We start from the raw sequence: 16,155 nt of genomic DNA on the forward strand, positions 1-16,155 counted from the left end.
CACGGAGCGAGTCGCAGCGACAGAAAGGGAATCTCAGATGTCCAGCTCAAACACGGCACGGAGCGACGCCCTCATCGAGGGATTCGAGCTCTCCCCGGAGCAGGCGCGCTCGTGGCGGTGGCAAGAGGCCCATCTGGCGAGCGCTGTCCGAGCTGCCGCGTTGTGTCTCCGCGTTCCCGCCGGCACCGACGAGGCGCGGCTCGAGCGCAGCCTGGCGGAGCTCGTCGATCGTCACGAGATCTTGCGCACGGACTACCCGCAGCTGCCAGGCATGGCGCTGCCCGTCCAGGTGATCCAGCCCTCCCCGGCGATCCTCTGGAACGCGGCGGATCAAGGCAGCCCGAGCGGCGTCGCGGTGGCCCTCTCTGGATCGCCGGACGAAGGCGCGAGCATCCGGCTGCGCCTGCCAGCGGCGCACACCGACACAGCGGGCCTGCTGCGCCTCGTGGCCGCGTGGGAGCGTGCCTATCGCGGCGAGGACCCGGGCGACGCCCCGCTGCACTATGCGGACTACGCCGCCTGGCGCAACGAGCTCAAGGGGAGCGATCCGCAGGCCGACGCGTTCTGGGAGGAGCGCCTCGCGACCCGGGCGCCCGCGCCGGCGCTGCCGCTGCGCGGCCAGGCGCGCGGCGGCGTCGCGCGCGTGGACCTCGCCCGCGTGCGCTTGCCGGTCTCACCCGAGCTCCAGGAGCGCTGGGCGCGCCAGGCCAGCGCGCTGAGCGTTCCCCCGGCGCTGCTCGCCCTGACCGCGTGGGTGACGCTGTTTCATCAGCATGGCGACGCCGATCGCCTCACGGTGGGTCTCGACTGGCAGCAGCCCAGCCGGGACCTCGGCGACGCGATCGGCCTGTTCAGCGAGCCGGTGCCGCTCACCGTGGACGCGCTCGACGGCGCGACCGCGGAGACCCTCTGCGATGCGCTCCGCGCGCGCTGCGCGGAGCTCAGGGAGTGGCGCGATTACTTCCCGAGCACGGCGGACGAGGAGCCCTATCCGCTGGGCTTCCGCTACGTGCCGGCCGCCGGCGACAGCGCGCTCGCGGCCGCCGGCTGGCGCGTCGAGTCCGCCGACAGCCCGACAGCGCCGCACCACCTGCTGCTGGAGCACCGGGAGGGAGGCCACGGGCCGGTCCTCACCCTGCATTACAACCAGGCGCTCTACGATAGCGCCACGGCCGCGCTGCTCGGTGATCAGCTGATCGCGCTGCTGGAGGAGGTCTGCCGCCACCCTGCCCGGCAGCTCCGGGAGCTCTCTGCCCTGAGCGAGGCGGAGCGGCGCCTGGTGACCGAGGTCTATAGCCGCTCCGAGCCGCTCTCCGCGGAGCGAGAGCGGGAGTTCGCGCGCATCGCCTCATTGCCTCACCTGGCCGCCTGCTTCGCGGAGCAGATCCTGCAGCGATCCGACCAGCCGGCGGTCAGCAGCGCGACGCGCGGCCTGAGCTACGCCGAGCTGGATACACACGCCACGCGGCTCGCGCAGAGCCTCCTCGGCCGCGGCGCGGCGGCGGGCACGCGGATCGCGCACTTCCTCCAGCGGGACGTCGACGCCATCGTCGCGATGCTCGCCATCCTGAAGGCCGGCGCGGTCTATGTCCCGATCGATCCGGACTACCCCGCGGCCCGCATCGCCTACGTGCTCGACGACTGCGGGGCTGACCTCGTCCTCACCCGCCGCGATCTCGTGGAGAGGCTGCCGGAGCCCTGGCAGGACGGGGCGAGGCTCGTGTTCACCGACGCCGCGCCGGAGGACGGGGCGGCGCTCCCGTGGCCCGAGATCCTGCCGGAGCACGTCGCGTACGTTATCTACACCTCCGGCAGCACGGGCCAGCCCAGGGGCGTGCCCATCACCCATGCGGGCGCGCTCTACTCCCTGGCTGCCCGCGTCTCGTATTACCAGGACCCTATCCGTCGCTTCCTGCTCCTGTCCTCCTTCGCGTTCGACAGCTCGATCGCCGGGCTCTTCGGGACGCTCGCGCAGGGGGGTTGCCTGCGTCTGTGCAGCGAGATCGAGCAGAAAGACGCCGAGCGGCTCGCCGAGATCATCCGCGAGGAGTCCATCACTCACCTGCTCGCCCTGCCCTCCCTCCATCACCTGCTGCTGCACCGGCTCGCCGGCCAGTCCATCGCCCTGAGCACCGCGATCGTGGCCGGAGAGCCCTGCCCGCGCGCGCTGGTCGACGCGCACCACCGCGCCCTCCCCGGCACGCGCCTTTACAACGAGTACGGCGCCACGGAGGCATCGGTGTGGAGCACGGTCGGCGAGTGCGCAGCATCGCAGTCCGATCGCCCCGTGACCATCGGCCGCCCCATCCCTCATGGCCATGTCCATGTGCTCGACGAGCGCGGCCAGCCGAGCGCGCGCGGGCTCAAGGGCGAGATCTGGGTGGGTGGACCGGGGCTGAGCCCCGGGTACCTGAATCGGCCCGAGCTCACGAAGGAGAAGTTCGTCGAGGTCTCGGGGGAGCGGCTCTACCGAACAGGCGACTACGCAAGCTGGGATGAGCGCGGAGAGCTCGTGTTCCTCGGGCGCGGCGACGGCCAGGTGAAGATCCGTGGTTACCGGATCGAGCTGGGCGAGGTCGACGCCGCGCTGCGCCGCGTGACGGGCGCCGAGCAGGTCGTTGTGCTCGCCGATCGAGGCGAAGACGGCGAGGTCTTCCTCCGCGGCTTCGTCGAGGCGGCACAGCCGCTGGAGGTCGCGGCGGTGCGCCACGACCTCGCCAGGCTGCTGCCGGATCCGATGATCCCGGCCGACATCCAGGCGCTGCCCACGCTTCCTCGCACGGCCAACGGCAAATTCGATCGACAAGCGCTGCTCGCGCTCCGGCGCCACCGGCAGCGGGCACCGTACGCCGCGCCTCACACCGAGGTCGAGCGGGCGCTCGCCGCGCTGTGGGAAGAGCTGCTCGCGGTCGAGCTCATCGGCCGCGACGACGACTTCTTCGCCCTGGGTGGGCACTCGCTGCTGGCGGTCCGTCTGGTGCATCGGATCGACACCGAATTGCACGCCACGATCCCTGTCCGCACCGTGTTCCAGCGCCCCCGGCTCGAGGCCCTTGCGGCGTTGATCGAGGCGGAGGAACAGCCGTCTCGGCCGACCGTACCGATGGCGGCCGGATGCGTGGCGCGGGCGCCGCGCTCGAGCCTTGTGCCGCTCCGCGCCGCCGGGTCTCTCCCCCCGCTCTTCTGCGTGGATCCCTCGGGCCTGCGCGTCGGGGCGTACCAGCCGCTCGCCGACGCGCTCGGCGGGGATCGGCCCGTGTTCGGGCTCGATCTGGGCCCGGCGCTCGCGGGCGAAGGCCCCTCGTGCCGGCGCATCGTCGATCAGCTGGCCCGCGAGATCCGGCAGCATCAGCCGCGCGGCCCGTATCACCTCCTCGGATGGTCGCTGGGCGGCGCGCTGGCGCTCGGCGTCGCCCGGGCGCTGGAGCAGCAGGAGGAGGCGGTCGCCTTCCTCGGCATCCTGGACACCCAGCCGCCCACGAGCCTTTACGCGGCGGGACCGCCGGACGTCGTGGCGGAGCTCGCGGAGTATGTCGACACCGACCGCAGGGCGGCGCTTCTCGCGCTCCCGGAGGCGGAGCTGCGGGCGCTGCGGGAGCAGCTGCAGGGCCGAGGCGACGAGGAGCGCGTGATGGCGGCGGCGGCATGGGCCCAGACTCGCGGCTTCCTGCCCGAAGGGGCGCAGACCGCCGCGCTCGCGCACCGCTACGCGCTCCTGCGAGACGCGGCCCTGTTCATGAACGAGCTGCCGCCGCGGTGCCTCCACGCGGCCATTCACGCGTGGTGGAGCGCCGAGACGCTCGAGCGCCACGGCGCCCCCCCCGTGGACTGGCAGCGGTACACGCGCGCCGCCGTGCACACCGCGACGGCCCCCGGCGATCACCTCGCGGCCCTGGAGGGGAGCGCCGTGCACGCGCGCCTGCGCGCCATCCTGTCCGGCGCCCCGAGCGCGCTTTCGTCCGAACGCATCGATCTCACCACGGAGCGAGCATGAACTCTGGCAAGACTGCACCGATCCCAGGGCCGGGCGCCCCGCACCGCAAGGCCATCACGGTGTCCGACGGCACGCTGGTCCGCGAGCGGATGTGGCACCCGGAGCGCCCGTTGCCGCTCGTGATCGAGCCGGCCGTCGCGGGCGTCGATCTCGTCGAGTGGGCCGCGAGGCACCGCGAGGCCCTGGAGCAGAAGGTCCTCCAGCACGGCGCCATCCTGTTCCGCGGGTTCACCTGCAAGACCGTCGAGCGGTTCGAGCAGACCATCGCGTCCCTCTCGCCTGGAGCCCTGGAGTACATGTTCCGCGCGTCGCCGCGCACGCGGGTGGGGGGCAACATCTACACGTCGACCGACTACCCGGCCGACCAGAAGATCTTCCCGCACAACGAGCACTCCTACTCGCCGCGCTTCCCTCTGCGGTTGTTCTTCTACTGCCATCAGCCCTCGGAGACGGGCGGCGAGACCCCCATCGGCTCCACCCGGGAGGTCCTCCGGCACATCCGCCCCGAGATCCGGGAGAAGTTCCGCCAGAAGAGGGTCCTGTATGTCCGCAACTACGGGGACGGCTTCGGCCTGCCCTGGCAAACCGTCTTCCAGACCGAGGATCGCGGCGAGGTGGCGTCCTACTGCGCCTCGGTGGGTATCCAGATCGAGTGGAAGCCGGACAATCGCCTTCGCACGACCCAGGTAGGGCCGGCGATCGTGCGCCACCCGCGCACCGGGGAGGAAGTCTGGTTCAACCACGCCACGTTCTTCCACGTGAGCACGTTGCCCCCGGACGTCCGCGGCTCGCTCACCGCGAGCTTCGTCGACGACGAGCTGCCCACGAACACCTTTTATGGCGACGGCAGCCCGATCGAGCCCGAGGTGCTGGAGGAGCTCCGGGGAGCGTACCTCTCTTCGCTCGTGAAGTTCCTCTGGCAGCAGGGAGACATCCTGTTCATCGACAACATGCTGTGTGTCCACGGCCGTGAATCCTACGGTGGCAAGCGCGCCATCCTCACGGGGATGGCAGAGGCGTACTACGCGAAGGATCTCGAGCAGAGCTAGCTCACGGCATCGGTCCGCGCGGGAGCGCGGCCCGCGTTCCACGGTCGAGGAGCGCGTGAATCAAGGGACGTTTCGCAACAGGGAGTACCCGATGAGTCTGTCTACAGCCTCCAGTTTCTCCGCGGTGGACCCGTTGACGCCGGCCCCCAAGGCGCCCCTCCACGCGGGCCTCGCCGCGGAGCTCGGCGAGCGCCACCGGCGGCGCGCGCTGTACGAGCTCGGGGATCACCCCTTGCTCGAGCGGCAGCGGCAGCACGAGTCGAACGCCCGCTCGTACCCGCGGCGGCTGCCGCTGGCGCTCTCGCGCGCGCAGGGCGTGTATGTGGAAGACGTCGAGGGGCGCGTGTTCCTCGATTGTCTGGCCGGGGCCGGCACCCTGGCGCTCGGGCACAACCACCCGGCGGTCACCGACGTCCTTGTGCGGACGCTGCACTCCGGCCTACCGCTCCACACGCTCGACATCACCACGCCGGTCAAAGATCGCTTCACGCAGGACGTGCTCGGCGCGCTGCCGGCGCCCTTTGCCCACCATGCGCGCATCCAGTTCTGCGGCCCCACGGGCGCGGACGCCGTGGAAGCTGCGCTGAAGCTGGTCAAGCTCGCGACCGGGCGCGGCACGGTGCTGGCCTTTCAGGGCGCGTACCACGGCATGACGCAGGGCGCGCTCACCCTGATGGGCAACCTCGGGCCCAAGGCGGCGCTCGGCTCCAGCCTGAACGGCGTGCAGTTCCTGCCATATCCGTACGAGTACCGCTGCCCGTTCGGGCTCGGCGGCGGCGCCGGCATCGCGGCATCGCTCGCGTACATCGACAACCTGCTGTCCGATCCGGAAAGCGGCGTGCCCAAGCCTGCTGCCATCATCGTCGAGGCGGTGCAGGGCGAGGGGGGCATGATCCCGGCGCCGGTCGCCTGGCTGAAGGGGTTGCGGGCGCTGGCGACGCGGCATGACATCCCGCTGATCCTCGACGAGGTGCAGACGGGCTTCGGCCGCACAGGGCGCATGTTCGCGTTCGAGCACGCCGGCATCGAGCCGGACGTGCTGGTCCTGTCGAAGGCGCTTGGCGGCGGGCTGCCGCTCTCGGTCGTTGCGTACCACGAGCGCTTCGACACCTGGCGTCCGGGCGCCCACGCCGGCACGTTCCGCGGCAACCAGCTCGCGATGGCGGCGGGCTCGGTCACGCTGTCGGTGCTGCGCGCGGAGCGCCTCGACGCGGCGGCCGCGGAGCTCGGCGCGCGGCTCATGGCGCAGCTCGCCGCGCTCGCCAAGGAGCACGCGTGCATCGGCGACGTGCGCGGGCGCGGCCTGATGATCGGCGTGGAGCTCGTGGACGCGGCGGCCGCGCCCGACGCGCTCGGGGCGCGCCCTGCCCACCGCGAGCTCGCCGGGCGCGTGCAGCGCGAGTGCCTGCGGCGGGGGATGATCGTGGAGCTCGGCGGCCGCCACGGCAGCGTGGTGCGGTTCCTGCCGCCGCTCGTCATCACGGCGGCGCAGATCGACGAGGCGGCGAGGATCTTCGGTCAGGCGCTGGTAGCGGCCCTTCCGTAGCCGAGCAGGCCCAGGCCTGTCTCGCGCGTCGGTCTTCGCCCGAAGCATTCACTCGAATTGATTGGGAAGATTCACAGGGAGACGGGGAGTAAAATCCCATTCATCTCCCCGCCTCCCTGTCTCCCTGTTCAATTTCCCGATAAAAGCGATGCGGAGACCCACCGCTTCGCAGGAGGGGAGACGACGATATCTCCCCCAGGGCTCCTCCTACAATGCCGCGTTATGGACGCCCGTCACCGCGCGCCCAGACGGGTCCGCCGCGGCGGCGAAGCTGGCGTCCCAGGCGATCGCCGCGGGCGACGAGCACGCGATGGACTTGCCGCCAGGCACCGTCTCCGCGCAGGCCTGTCCCGGATAGAACTGCTCGAACAGGCTGCGGTAATGGTACGCTTCCTTGGTCCGCGGCGGATTGATGGAGAAGCGCCTCTCGGCCGCGGCCAGCTCGCGATCGCTGACCCGCGCCTCGGCGTACGCCTTCAGGCCGTCGATCCAGCCGTAGCCCACGCCGTCGCTGAACTGCTCCTTCTGCCGCCACAGGATCTCCTTCGGCAGATAGCCTTCGAACGCCTCGCGCAGCACCGCCTTCTCGATGCGGCCTTTGCCGGCCATCTTGTGCCTGGCGTCCATCCGCATCGCCACGTCCAGGAACTCCACGTCCAGGAAGGGCACCCGCGCCTCCACGCCCCAGGCCATCATCGACTTGTTGGCGCGCAGGCAGTCGTAGCTGTACAGCGCGTCCAGCTTGCGTATCAGCTCCTCGTGGAACTCGCGCGCGTTCGGCGCCTTGTGGAAGTACAGGTAGCCGCCGAAGATCTCGTCCGAGCCTTCTCCCGACAGCACCATCTTCACGCCCATGGCCTTGATGCGCCTGGCCAGCAGGTACATGGGCGTGGACGCCCGGATGGTGGTGACGTCGTAGGTCTCGATGTGGCGTATCACCTCGGGCAAGGCGTCCAGGCCTTCCTCGAAGGTGTACTCGAACCCATGGTGCACCGTGCCCAGCGCCCCGGCCGCGACGGCCGCGGCGGCCAGGTCGGGCGAGCCTCTCAGACCGATGGCGAACGAGTGCAGGCGCGGCCACCACGCCTCCGACGCGCCGTCGTCCTCCACGCGCTTGCGGGCGAAGCGCGCGGCCACCGCGGCCACCAGGGAGGAGTCCAGGCCGCCCGACAGCAGCACGCCATACGGCACGTCGGTCATCAGCTGGCGGCGCACCGCGCGCTCGAAGGCCTCGCGCAGCTCTCGCTCGTCCACGTCGACGCCTTCCACCGCTGCATAGTCGCGCCACGGCCTGCGGTAATACTGCGTGAGCTCGCGCGTTGCGCTGTCGTAGCAATGGCCCGGCGGGAACTGCGCGACATCGGCGCAAAGGCCGGAGAGCGCCTTCATCTCCGACGCGACGCACAGCCTCCCCTCGCGGTCGTGCCCCCAGTACAGCGGGCACACGCCGATGGGGTCGCGCGCGATGAGGGCGCGCTGCCGGCGCTTGTCCCACAGGGCGAAGGCGAAGATGCCGTTGATCCGGTTGAGGAACGATGTCGGTGCGTCTTCCCGGTACAGCGCGTTGATCACTTCGCAATCGGAGCCGGTCTGGAAGGAATAGGGTTGCTCCAGCTCCTTTTTCAGCTCGCGGTGGTTGTAGATCTCCCCGTTGACGGCCAGCGCCAGCTCGCCGTCGGCGGAGCGCAGCGGCTGCGAGCCGCCGGCGGGGTCGACGATGGCCAGGCGCTCGTGCACCAGGATGGCGCCCTCGTCGACGTACACGCCGCTCCAGTCGGGCCCCCGGTGGCGCTGTCGCTGAGAGAGCTCCAGCGCCTGTCGTCGCAGGGCCTGCCGGTCGTCGCGGGGATGCAGACCGAAGATGCCGAAAATGGAACACATGGGTTGGCTCCTGAAGGGTTGTGAATCGGTCGCGGCGTCGCGCGTATTCTGGGCTGAAGACCGAAGAGACCCTTGTGCGTGGACGCGGGCTCCGCAGCGCGAAGGGCTCGATAGGCCGCCGATCTGGCCAGTGAGCCTCCCCTCGCGAGAGCCGAGCTCACGAGGGGAGGCATCGCCGGAGCCCAGCTGGATCGACCGCGGCAGCAGGAAGGTCGACGTACGTGCAAGCGGGCGCTCGAAGCGCGAGAGGACCCCGTGGTGCCGCGTCCACCCGTGGCCGAGCCCGGGGGTCCGAGCATTGGGGTCGAGGAACCGAGCGGACGGCCATGCCCGACGGCTTCGGTGGCTCAGATGAAAATAGAAATCAATTTCATTTCTGAGCGAGGTACCGCGACGTATGAATATTCCAGTCGCACTTGGGGGTTGAAGGGTCGGCGGGCCGCGGATCTCGGTGGTCGCGTGTCACGAGCGATTCGACACCAGGGCGCGAGTGCCTGCGGCGGGGATGATCGTGGAGCTCGGCGGCCCCCACGACAGCGTGGTGCGCTTGCGGGTGCCGCTCGTCATCACGGCGGCTCGGATCGACGAGGTGGCAAGGATCTTCGGTCAGGCGCTGGCGGCGACTTCTCTGTACTTGTCGTTCGGGCGAGATAGCCGCTTCTTTCCTCGGTGTCGGCCACCCGGCACGTGCGCCGGGTCAGGAAGCGCTCATCGACGCCGCGGGCTTTGGCGTCGAGCTATCGAGGGTGGGGGCGCGTGTTCACGAGCCGGTCGTGGAGAGCAGCTCCCGGGCGTCGCTGATCACGGCGGCCCGGCGGATCCAGCGGTCCAGCTCGTCGAGGTCGGTGCTCGCGAGGACGCGTCCCCGCACCTCCGCGGGGACCTCGATCCCACGGGCTTCGAGGAAGGCGAGCACGGCCTGCGCCTTGGCTTCGAGGCTCCCCTCCTGCCGACCTTTCGCCACGTAGCTGCGCGCGAATTCGCTCTGAAACTGGTAACCGCTCTTCATCATCGCCTCCAACCTCCGCCTCGCCGCTGCGTTCAGCGAGGATAGCACCAGGTCCCCGTAGACGGCCCGGCGCTCCTCATCGAGCCCGTCCGCCGCCCCCGAAAAAAAGGCCACGCCGATCGCCTCCGCCGCCTCGCTCTGTCCGTGCGCCATCGCCGAGAGCACGGCCACCTCGGGCGCCGCCTTCGCTTGCTCGGCGTCGGTGACGACCGGGACGCCCTTGGGCCCGAGCACCAGCGGCGTCAGCGTCCATCCGGGATGACCCGTATCGATCGGCCGCGCGCTCCACCGCGCCATCGCCGCGTCGATCGTCACGACCAGCAGCCCGGTTGGGCAACGATGGCGGGCGCGCGTCTGGGTGACGTACACCGGCCAGACGTAGGGCTTGTCCGGGTCCACCCCCAGCTGGACCTCGACCACGATCGCCATCGCGGGCTGCTGCTGCTCGCCGACCAGCAGCACGACAACGACATCGGCGCGGCGGTCGGAGGGCACGATCTCGGTGAAGTCGGAGGACTCGACGCGCGCCTCCGTGAACGTCGGGACCGGATGGCCGAGCGCGTCGTGCAGCATCTCGGCGGCCAGCGTCGGCCGGTTCTTGAACAGCTCCACGAGGGCTTCATGGGTCACTGAGGGCATCGGGTGATCTCACGAGTGGTTGCAATCATGCTGGATTTGCGTGGCGCGCCAGGCTCATGCGGTAGGGCCCGCAGGAGCCGAGCAGCCACCTCCCACTCATGAATTCCGGGCATCTCCTCGGATTCGTCACGCCGAGCGCCCTGCGTGTGCTCCGACGGTCAGGGCACGTGGGCTCCACGGGAGGGCTCGCGCGTACACGAGCGGAACCGGGCCCTCGACGGCTTCGAGGCGCTACCGACGATGCGTGGTGTTCACGCAGCGGTTACCGAGTTGAATCGCCGCAGCTGCGCAGGAGCGCGCCGCGCACCGCGCGCAGCCCCTCGGGCAAGCTCGCGTAGCGCGGTATCGCGTACCGCTCGCACACGACATCCACGTTGCCCTTGCGCCAGAACCCCTCCGGACAGACGACATGCATCTTCCCGGAGCGCCCGAACAGGCCGAGCTCCAGCAAGCTGATCGGCGCCTTCGAGCCCGGCGCGAAGTACATCAAGATGACGTCCGCCTCCTCGAGCCCGCGGAGCTCCCATTGCACCTGCTCCACGAAGCTCGGGTTCTCGAGGCTCTGCGCCCAGCCCGGCTCCCAGCGCTCCCGCCGCGGGTTGAGGATCACCACGTCGAGATCCGCGAGCTCCTGCGCGACGCTCGCCTGCCACTGCTCGGCCTGGCCGTTGTCGATGGATCCGGCGAGGAACAGCTTCGGACCCGTCAATCCGTCGAACGGCCGCGGCGCCAGCACCTCGATCATGGGGAACACCTCGCGGATGAGAACACGTGAACGACGATCGCCATGCGGGCCGCTCCCCACCCCCGCCCCGTAACCCGCAAACGGTCAGCCCGCTCCGCCGTGCCCGTGCCCGCAGCCTCGCTTCGGCTCGGGCTCGTCCTTCGCCTGCCGCAAAGGCACCGGGGCGCACGTGCAGTCGAGGCACCCGTGCTCCGCGCAGCTCCCGCACGACGCGATCACCTGCTTGCGGAGGGCCTCGCGGGCGCGAAAGAGGCGCACCGCCGCGTTGTTCGCGGTGATCGACGCCTCCTCGGCGAAGGCCTGCACCGAGAGGCCGTCGACCTCCACGCGCTGGATCGCGGCGGCGTACTCGGGCTTCAGCGTGCCGGCCAGCGCCCGGACGCACTGGCAGACGGCGCGGTGCTCCACCTCGGGCTGGGCCGCCTCGTCGAGCTCGGCGGCCAGCGCGGCCATCGCCCGCTCCGACGCGCCCTTTCGCCGGAAATGGTCGACCACGGCGTTCCGGAGGGTTCGATAGAACCACGCCGTGGCCGACTCCTCATCGCGCAAGCTGTCGATGCGCCCTATGCCCCGCACGAAGGCGTCCTGGAGGATGTCCTCGGCGATGGCGCGATTGCCCACCTTCCGTTCCAGGAAGCGCAGGAACTCCCGGTGGCTCTCCACGAGCGTCGTGACCGCCGAAGGCCGCGCGTCCTCGGCGCCTTCCCTCGACGTCTCGGCGCCCTCCGGGCCTCTCGCTGGCTCGCTCTCGCTCATGACGCACCAGGCTATCCACGAGGGCCGCCCTGCGCCACCGCGCCACGGTACAAAGCGATGGCCAGCGTGACCGGCCGGGTCAGAATGTCCTCCTCTTCACCGGGAGGCTTGAATGACGCTTCAGAGGGTGCTCTTCCTGTCCAGCGTGGCGCTCCTGCCGGCCTGCTCGGATGCGGACGCCGAGGCCCCGGCCGCGCCGCGCTGCAGCGCATCGCCGGAGTGCGCCGCCACGCCCGCGACGCCGCTGTGCGACCAGGCGCGCGGCGAGTGCGTCGAGCTGCCGCCGGGATCTCCGATCGGCGTGAAGGATGGCAGTCCGTCCTCGGTCGCGCTCGTGTCCGTCTTCGAGCCGAACCGGCAGCGCGAGCCGACCGACCTCGCCTTCAACCCGGAGCGGCCCGAGGAGCTCTGGGTCGTCAACCGCAAGGACGACAGCGTGATCATCATCACGAAGCCCGGCGCGCCGGACGGCTCGTGGGTCCGCCTCCGCGACCCCGCCGCGGCGCACTTCATGGACAAGCCGCCCGCGATCGCCTTCGGCCACCCAGGCACGTTCGGGGTCTGCGGCGACAACGACAACGGCGGCAACTACTTCATGGGCCCGTCGCTGTTCTCGTCGGATCTCTCGATCTTCGCCACGGAGACGCCGGACGGCCTCGGATCGCACCTCGACATGCTCCACTCGAGCCCCTTCTGCAAGGGGATCGCGCACGAGCAGGCCAACGTCTACTGGGTCTTCAACGACTACGACAAGGCGCTCGACCGGTACGACTTCGCCCACGATCACGGCCCCGGCCACGACGACCACTCCGACGGCGAGATCTACCGCTATGCCGCCGGCGAGGTGCTCGGGGTCGACGCCACGTCGAGCCATATCTTCTACAGCGCCAAGGAAGAGCGCCTCTACGTCGCCGACACCGGCCACAAGCGGCTGCTCAAGCTGGATCCGACGAGCGGCGTGCCCGGCGCGAGCTTCGATGGGCAAGAGCCGGTCAAGGTGCGCAGGCACATGGACGGCGCCACGCTCATCGAGTTCGTCCCCCCGGGGACGCTCGAGGCCCCGAGCGGCCTCGAGGTCCACGAGGGCCTCGTCTACGTCACGGATCACGCAACCAGCCGGATCTACGCCTTCGACACGGCGGGGCAGGTGGTCCGCACCCTGGACACGGGTCTTCCCGCGGGCTCGCTCGCGGGGATCACCTTCGGGCCGGACGGCAAGCTCTACCTCGTCGACACGCTGACGAGCCGCGTCTACCGCATCGATCCCATCCTCTGAGGCGGCCCATCGCGCGCCGCGCGCCGGCCCTGAGGGCCTCGGCCGCGCGGCGCCCCTACTCCCCTACTCCATCACTCTCCGCCCGCCGGCGCGCTCGCTTCCGGCCCGCCGAGCAGCGCGTCCAGCTCGGCCTCGCCCTTGTCCTCCGCCGCCCTGCGCCGGCGGCGGCGGATCCACTCGGCCGCGTCGTCGAAGAGCGAGTAGGCCACCGGCACCGCGAGCAGCGTGAGGACCAGGGAGAGCGACTGGCCGCCGAGCACGATGGCCCCCGTCGTGCGGTTCTGGCCCGAGCCGACCCCGTGCGAGAGCACGAGCGGGATCATGCCGGCCACGAAGGCGATCGTCGTCATGAGGATCGGGCGGAGCCGGTCCTTGTTCGCCTGCAGGATCGCCTGGAGCCGCGGCATCCCCTCCGCGCGCAGGTGGTTCGTGTGATCGATCTGGAGGATCGCGTTCTTCTTCACGACGCCGAAGAGGACGAGCAGCCCGAGCCCCGAGAAGAGGTTCAGCGACTGGCCGAAGAGCTTGAGCGAGAGCAGCGCGAACGGCACCGTGAGCGGCAGCGAGAGCAGGATCGTGATCGGGTGGAGCCACGACTCGAACTGCGCCGCGAGGATCAGGTACATGAACACGAACGCGAGCCCGATGACGACGACGAAGCTCGCCGCGGTGCGGGCCGTGTTCTTGGAGCTGCCCACGGGCTGCGCCGAGTAGCCCGCCGGCATCCGCTGCTCGGCGATGATCCTGTCGAGCGCCGCCTGCACGGCGGTGTCGCCGACGCCGGGGGCGGCGTTCGCGCTGATGGTGATCTGCCGGCGCCGGCCGAGGCGGCCGATCGACGAGGGGCCGCTGTCGGGCTCCATCGTGACGACGCTCTGGAGCGGGACGGCGCCGTGCTTGGACGAGGGCACCGTGAGGAACGCGAGGCTCTCGGCGTCGGCGCGGTACTTCGCGTCGGCGCGCACGCGGACGTCGTACTGCTCGCCCGCCTCCGAGTACGTCGACACCTTGAGCCCGCCGACGAAGAGCTGGAGCGCGCCGGCCACGTCGGCCACCTGCACGCCGAGATCCGCGGCGCGGTCGCGGTCGATGGTCGCGCGGAGCTCGGGCTTGCCCACGACCAGGCTGTTGTCGACGTCCACGGCGCCGGGGACCTTCCGCAGCTCCTCGGTGATGCGCGCCGCGTACTCGCCCAGCCGGTCGAGATCCGGCCCCTGGATCGCGACCTGGATCCTCGCCGAGGACTGGCCGCCGGACGAGATCGCCTGCACCTCGCCGGCCGTGACGCGCAGCTCCTTCGGCAGCTTCGCCAGGATCTCCTCGCGCACCCGCTGCATGATGGCGAGCTGCCCGAGCGCGCGCTGCTCCGGGTCGACGAGCATCACGTAGACCTTGGCGACGTTCGCGGCCTGCTGATCGCCCTCCCCCACGGTCAGGAGCGTCCGGGTGACGCCCGGGAGCCGGCGCACGTCGCCGGCGATCCGCTCGGCGATGAGGCGGGTCGAGGTGAGGCTCGTCCCCTCGGGCGCGCGCATGTTGATCTCGAACTGCGCCTGGTCGTCCTCGGGGAGGAAGCCGGCGGGCAGCGTCTTCGCGATGGGCGCGCACGAGCCAAGCGCGACCGCCGAGGCGACGACGATCACCCAGCGGCGCTTCATCACCCACGAGAGCGCGGCCATGTAGGCGCGCTCGATGGGCCGGTAGAAGACGTCGACCGCGCGCTCGAGGACCGACGGCTTCGCGGGCGCGCCGTCCGCTCCGTCACGCCCGGCGCGCGCGTGCCCCGAGAGCCACCGCGCCGCGAGCGAGGGTGTGAGGGAGAAGCTGACGATCAGCGAGACCCCGATCGCGAACGCCATCGTGAGGCCGAAGCTCTTGAGGAAGCGCCCCACGATCCCGGGCATGAACGCGACCGGGATGAAGACCGCCATGAGCGACAGCGTGGTCGCGAGCACCGCGAGGCCGATCTCCTTCGTCGCGAGCACGGCGGCCGGGAACGGCTTCATCCCCTTCTCGTCGATGTAGCGGACGATGTTCTCGAGCACGACGATCGCGTCGTCGATGACGATGCCGACGGCGAGCGCGAGCGCGAGCAGCGTGAGGAAGTTCAGCGTGAAGCCGGCGATCCACATCACCGCGAATGTGCCGACGACCGAGATCGGGATCGCGAGCGCCGCGATGAGCGTGCTGCGGGCGTTGCCGAGGAAGAGGAGCACCACCACCGCGGCGAGGAGGGCGCCGAGGACGAGGTGCTCCTTCACGGCGGCGATGCCCGTGCGGATCACGCGCGAGCCGTCGCGCACGACCTCGATCTTCGTCCCTTCGGGCAGCGAGCGCTGCACCTCGTCGAGGCGCGCCTTCACGGCGTCGACGACGGCGACGGTGTTCTGGCCCGACTGCTTGACCACCGACAAGAGGACGGTGCGCCGCTCGTCGAGCTGGGCCCACGTCTTCTCCTCCGCGCGGCCGTCCTCGACGCGGGCGACGTCCGAGAGGCGCACGGCGTGGCCGTCCTGCTCCCGGAGCACGATACGGCCGAGGGCCTCGGGCGACTCGACCCGCCCCATCACGCGGAGCGTGAGGTCCTCGGGGCCGGTCTCGACGCTGCCGCCCGGCGTCATCAGGTTCTGCGCCGCGATCGCCCGCTGCACCTCGGCCGCGGTGATCCCCTGCGCCCGCAGGGCGATCGCGTCGAGCCAGACGTTGATCTGCCGGCTCTGCGCGCCGATCAGGCTGACCTGGCCGACGCCGGAGATGCTCTCGATCTGCCGGCGCACCCGCTTGTCGACGATCTCGCTGAGCTCGCGGATCGGCTGATCCGACGACACGGAGACGAGCATCACCGGGGCCGCGCCGAGGTCGATCCTGCTCACGATCGGCGGATCGATGCCCTTGGGCAGGCTGGGCAGGACGACGCTTATCTTGTCGCGCACCTCCTGGGCCGCGACGTCGGCGTTCTTCTCCAGCTCGAAGCCGACGACGACCTGGCTCACGCCCTGGGTCGACGTCGAGCGGAGGTCCTCGATGCCGCTGATGGTGTTCACAGCGCCCTCGATCCGGTCGGAGATCTCGGCCTCGACCTCCTCGGGCGCCGCGCCGTCGAGGCGCGTCGTGACGACGACGTACGGGACGTCGATGTTGGGGAACTGGTCGAGGCCGAGCCGGGTGTAGCCGGCGACGCCGAGGACCACGATGACGAGCATGAGGACCGACGCGAAGACGGGCCTCTTGACGCAGACGCGGGCGAGCCACTGCATGAC

9 protein-coding genes are annotated in these 16,155 nt (G+C 70.6%); 4 read left to right on the forward strand and 5 right to left on the reverse strand.

Annotation, left to right across the window (positions count from 1 at the left end):
• Positions 1–37: 37 nt before the first annotated feature.
• The 3 genes from POL72_RS38680 to POL72_RS38690 all read left to right on the forward strand — a co-directional run bounded on the left by POL72_RS38680 (position 38) and on the right by POL72_RS38690 (position 6,589).
• Positions 38–3,994 (forward strand): non-ribosomal peptide synthetase, encoded by a 3,957-nt coding sequence (locus tag POL72_RS38680; RefSeq protein ID WP_272101876.1) that lies wholly within the window; start codon positions 38–40, stop codon positions 3,992–3,994.
• Positions 3,991–5,043 carry a TauD/TfdA family dioxygenase gene (locus POL72_RS38685; RefSeq protein WP_272101877.1) on the forward strand — a complete coding sequence of 351 codons (1,053 nt, stop codon included), beginning with the start codon at positions 3,991–3,993 and terminating at the stop codon, positions 5,041–5,043. The genes POL72_RS38680 and POL72_RS38685 overlap by 4 nt, the downstream gene beginning before the upstream one ends.
• 91 nt (positions 5,044–5,134) lie before the next feature.
• Positions 5,135–6,589, forward strand: coding sequence for a diaminobutyrate--2-oxoglutarate transaminase (locus POL72_RS38690; protein ID WP_272101878.1), 1,455 nt, complete (start codon positions 5,135–5,137; stop codon positions 6,587–6,589).
• Positions 6,590–6,796: 207 nt separating this feature from the next.
• Here the strand turns inward: POL72_RS38690 and asnB are convergent, their stop codons facing one another.
• The 4 genes from asnB to POL72_RS38710 all read right to left on the reverse strand — a co-directional run bounded on the left by asnB (position 6,797) and on the right by POL72_RS38710 (position 11,619).
• A complete protein-coding gene (asnB, locus tag POL72_RS38695; protein ID WP_272101879.1) occupies positions 6,797–8,470 on the reverse strand; it encodes an asparagine synthase B in 1,674 nt (557 codons plus the stop codon).
• A gap of 760 nt (positions 8,471–9,230) precedes the next feature.
• On the reverse strand, positions 9,231–10,118 hold the full coding sequence (locus POL72_RS38700; protein WP_272101880.1) for a hypothetical protein: 888 nt from the start codon (positions 10,116–10,118) through the stop codon (positions 9,231–9,233).
• Positions 10,119–10,380: 262 nt separating this feature from the next.
• A complete protein-coding gene (locus POL72_RS38705; RefSeq protein WP_272101881.1) occupies positions 10,381–10,863 on the reverse strand; it encodes a nucleoside 2-deoxyribosyltransferase domain-containing protein in 483 nt (160 codons plus the stop codon).
• Between the two features lie 84 nt (positions 10,864–10,947).
• Positions 10,948–11,619: an RNA polymerase sigma factor gene (locus POL72_RS38710; protein WP_272101882.1), complete on the reverse strand. Its 672-nt coding sequence runs from the start codon at positions 11,617–11,619 to the stop codon at positions 10,948–10,950.
• Positions 11,620–11,731: 112 nt separating this feature from the next.
• On the opposite strand from POL72_RS38710, the gene POL72_RS38715 reads away from it, so the two are divergent.
• Positions 11,732–12,895 (forward strand): NHL repeat-containing protein, encoded by a 1,164-nt coding sequence (locus tag POL72_RS38715; RefSeq protein ID WP_272101883.1) that lies wholly within the window; start codon positions 11,732–11,734, stop codon positions 12,893–12,895.
• 71 nt (positions 12,896–12,966) lie between these two features.
• Here the strand turns inward: POL72_RS38715 and POL72_RS38720 are convergent, their stop codons facing one another.
• Positions 12,967–16,152 (reverse strand): efflux RND transporter permease subunit, encoded by a 3,186-nt coding sequence (locus POL72_RS38720; protein ID WP_272101884.1) that lies wholly within the window; start codon positions 16,150–16,152, stop codon positions 12,967–12,969.
• Positions 16,153–16,155: the final 3 nt, after the last annotated feature.

Source organism: Sorangium aterium, assembly GCF_028368935.1.
Taxonomy (GTDB): domain Bacteria; phylum Myxococcota_A; class Polyangia; order Polyangiales; family Polyangiaceae; genus Sorangium; species Sorangium atrum.

Coding starts and splice junctions, on each gene's coding strand:
- POL72_RS38680 (WP_272101876.1), top strand. CDS start 38: ATGTCCAGCTCAAACACGGCACGGAGCGACGCCCTCATCGAGGGATTC.
- POL72_RS38685 (WP_272101877.1), top strand. CDS start 3,991: ATGAACTCTGGCAAGACTGCACCGATCCCAGGGCCGGGCGCCCCGCAC.
- POL72_RS38690 (WP_272101878.1), top strand. CDS start 5,135: ATGAGTCTGTCTACAGCCTCCAGTTTCTCCGCGGTGGACCCGTTGACG.
- asnB (WP_272101879.1), bottom strand. CDS start 8,470: ATGTGTTCCATTTTCGGCATCTTCGGTCTGCATCCCCGCGACGACCGG.
- POL72_RS38700 (WP_272101880.1), bottom strand. CDS start 10,118: ATGCCCTCAGTGACCCATGAAGCCCTCGTGGAGCTGTTCAAGAACCGG.
- POL72_RS38705 (WP_272101881.1), bottom strand. CDS start 10,863: ATGATCGAGGTGCTGGCGCCGCGGCCGTTCGACGGATTGACGGGTCCG.
- POL72_RS38710 (WP_272101882.1), bottom strand. CDS start 11,619: ATGAGCGAGAGCGAGCCAGCGAGAGGCCCGGAGGGCGCCGAGACGTCG.
- POL72_RS38715 (WP_272101883.1), top strand. CDS start 11,732: ATGACGCTTCAGAGGGTGCTCTTCCTGTCCAGCGTGGCGCTCCTGCCG.
- POL72_RS38720 (WP_272101884.1), bottom strand. CDS start 16,152: ATGCAGTGGCTCGCCCGCGTCTGCGTCAAGAGGCCCGTCTTCGCGTCG.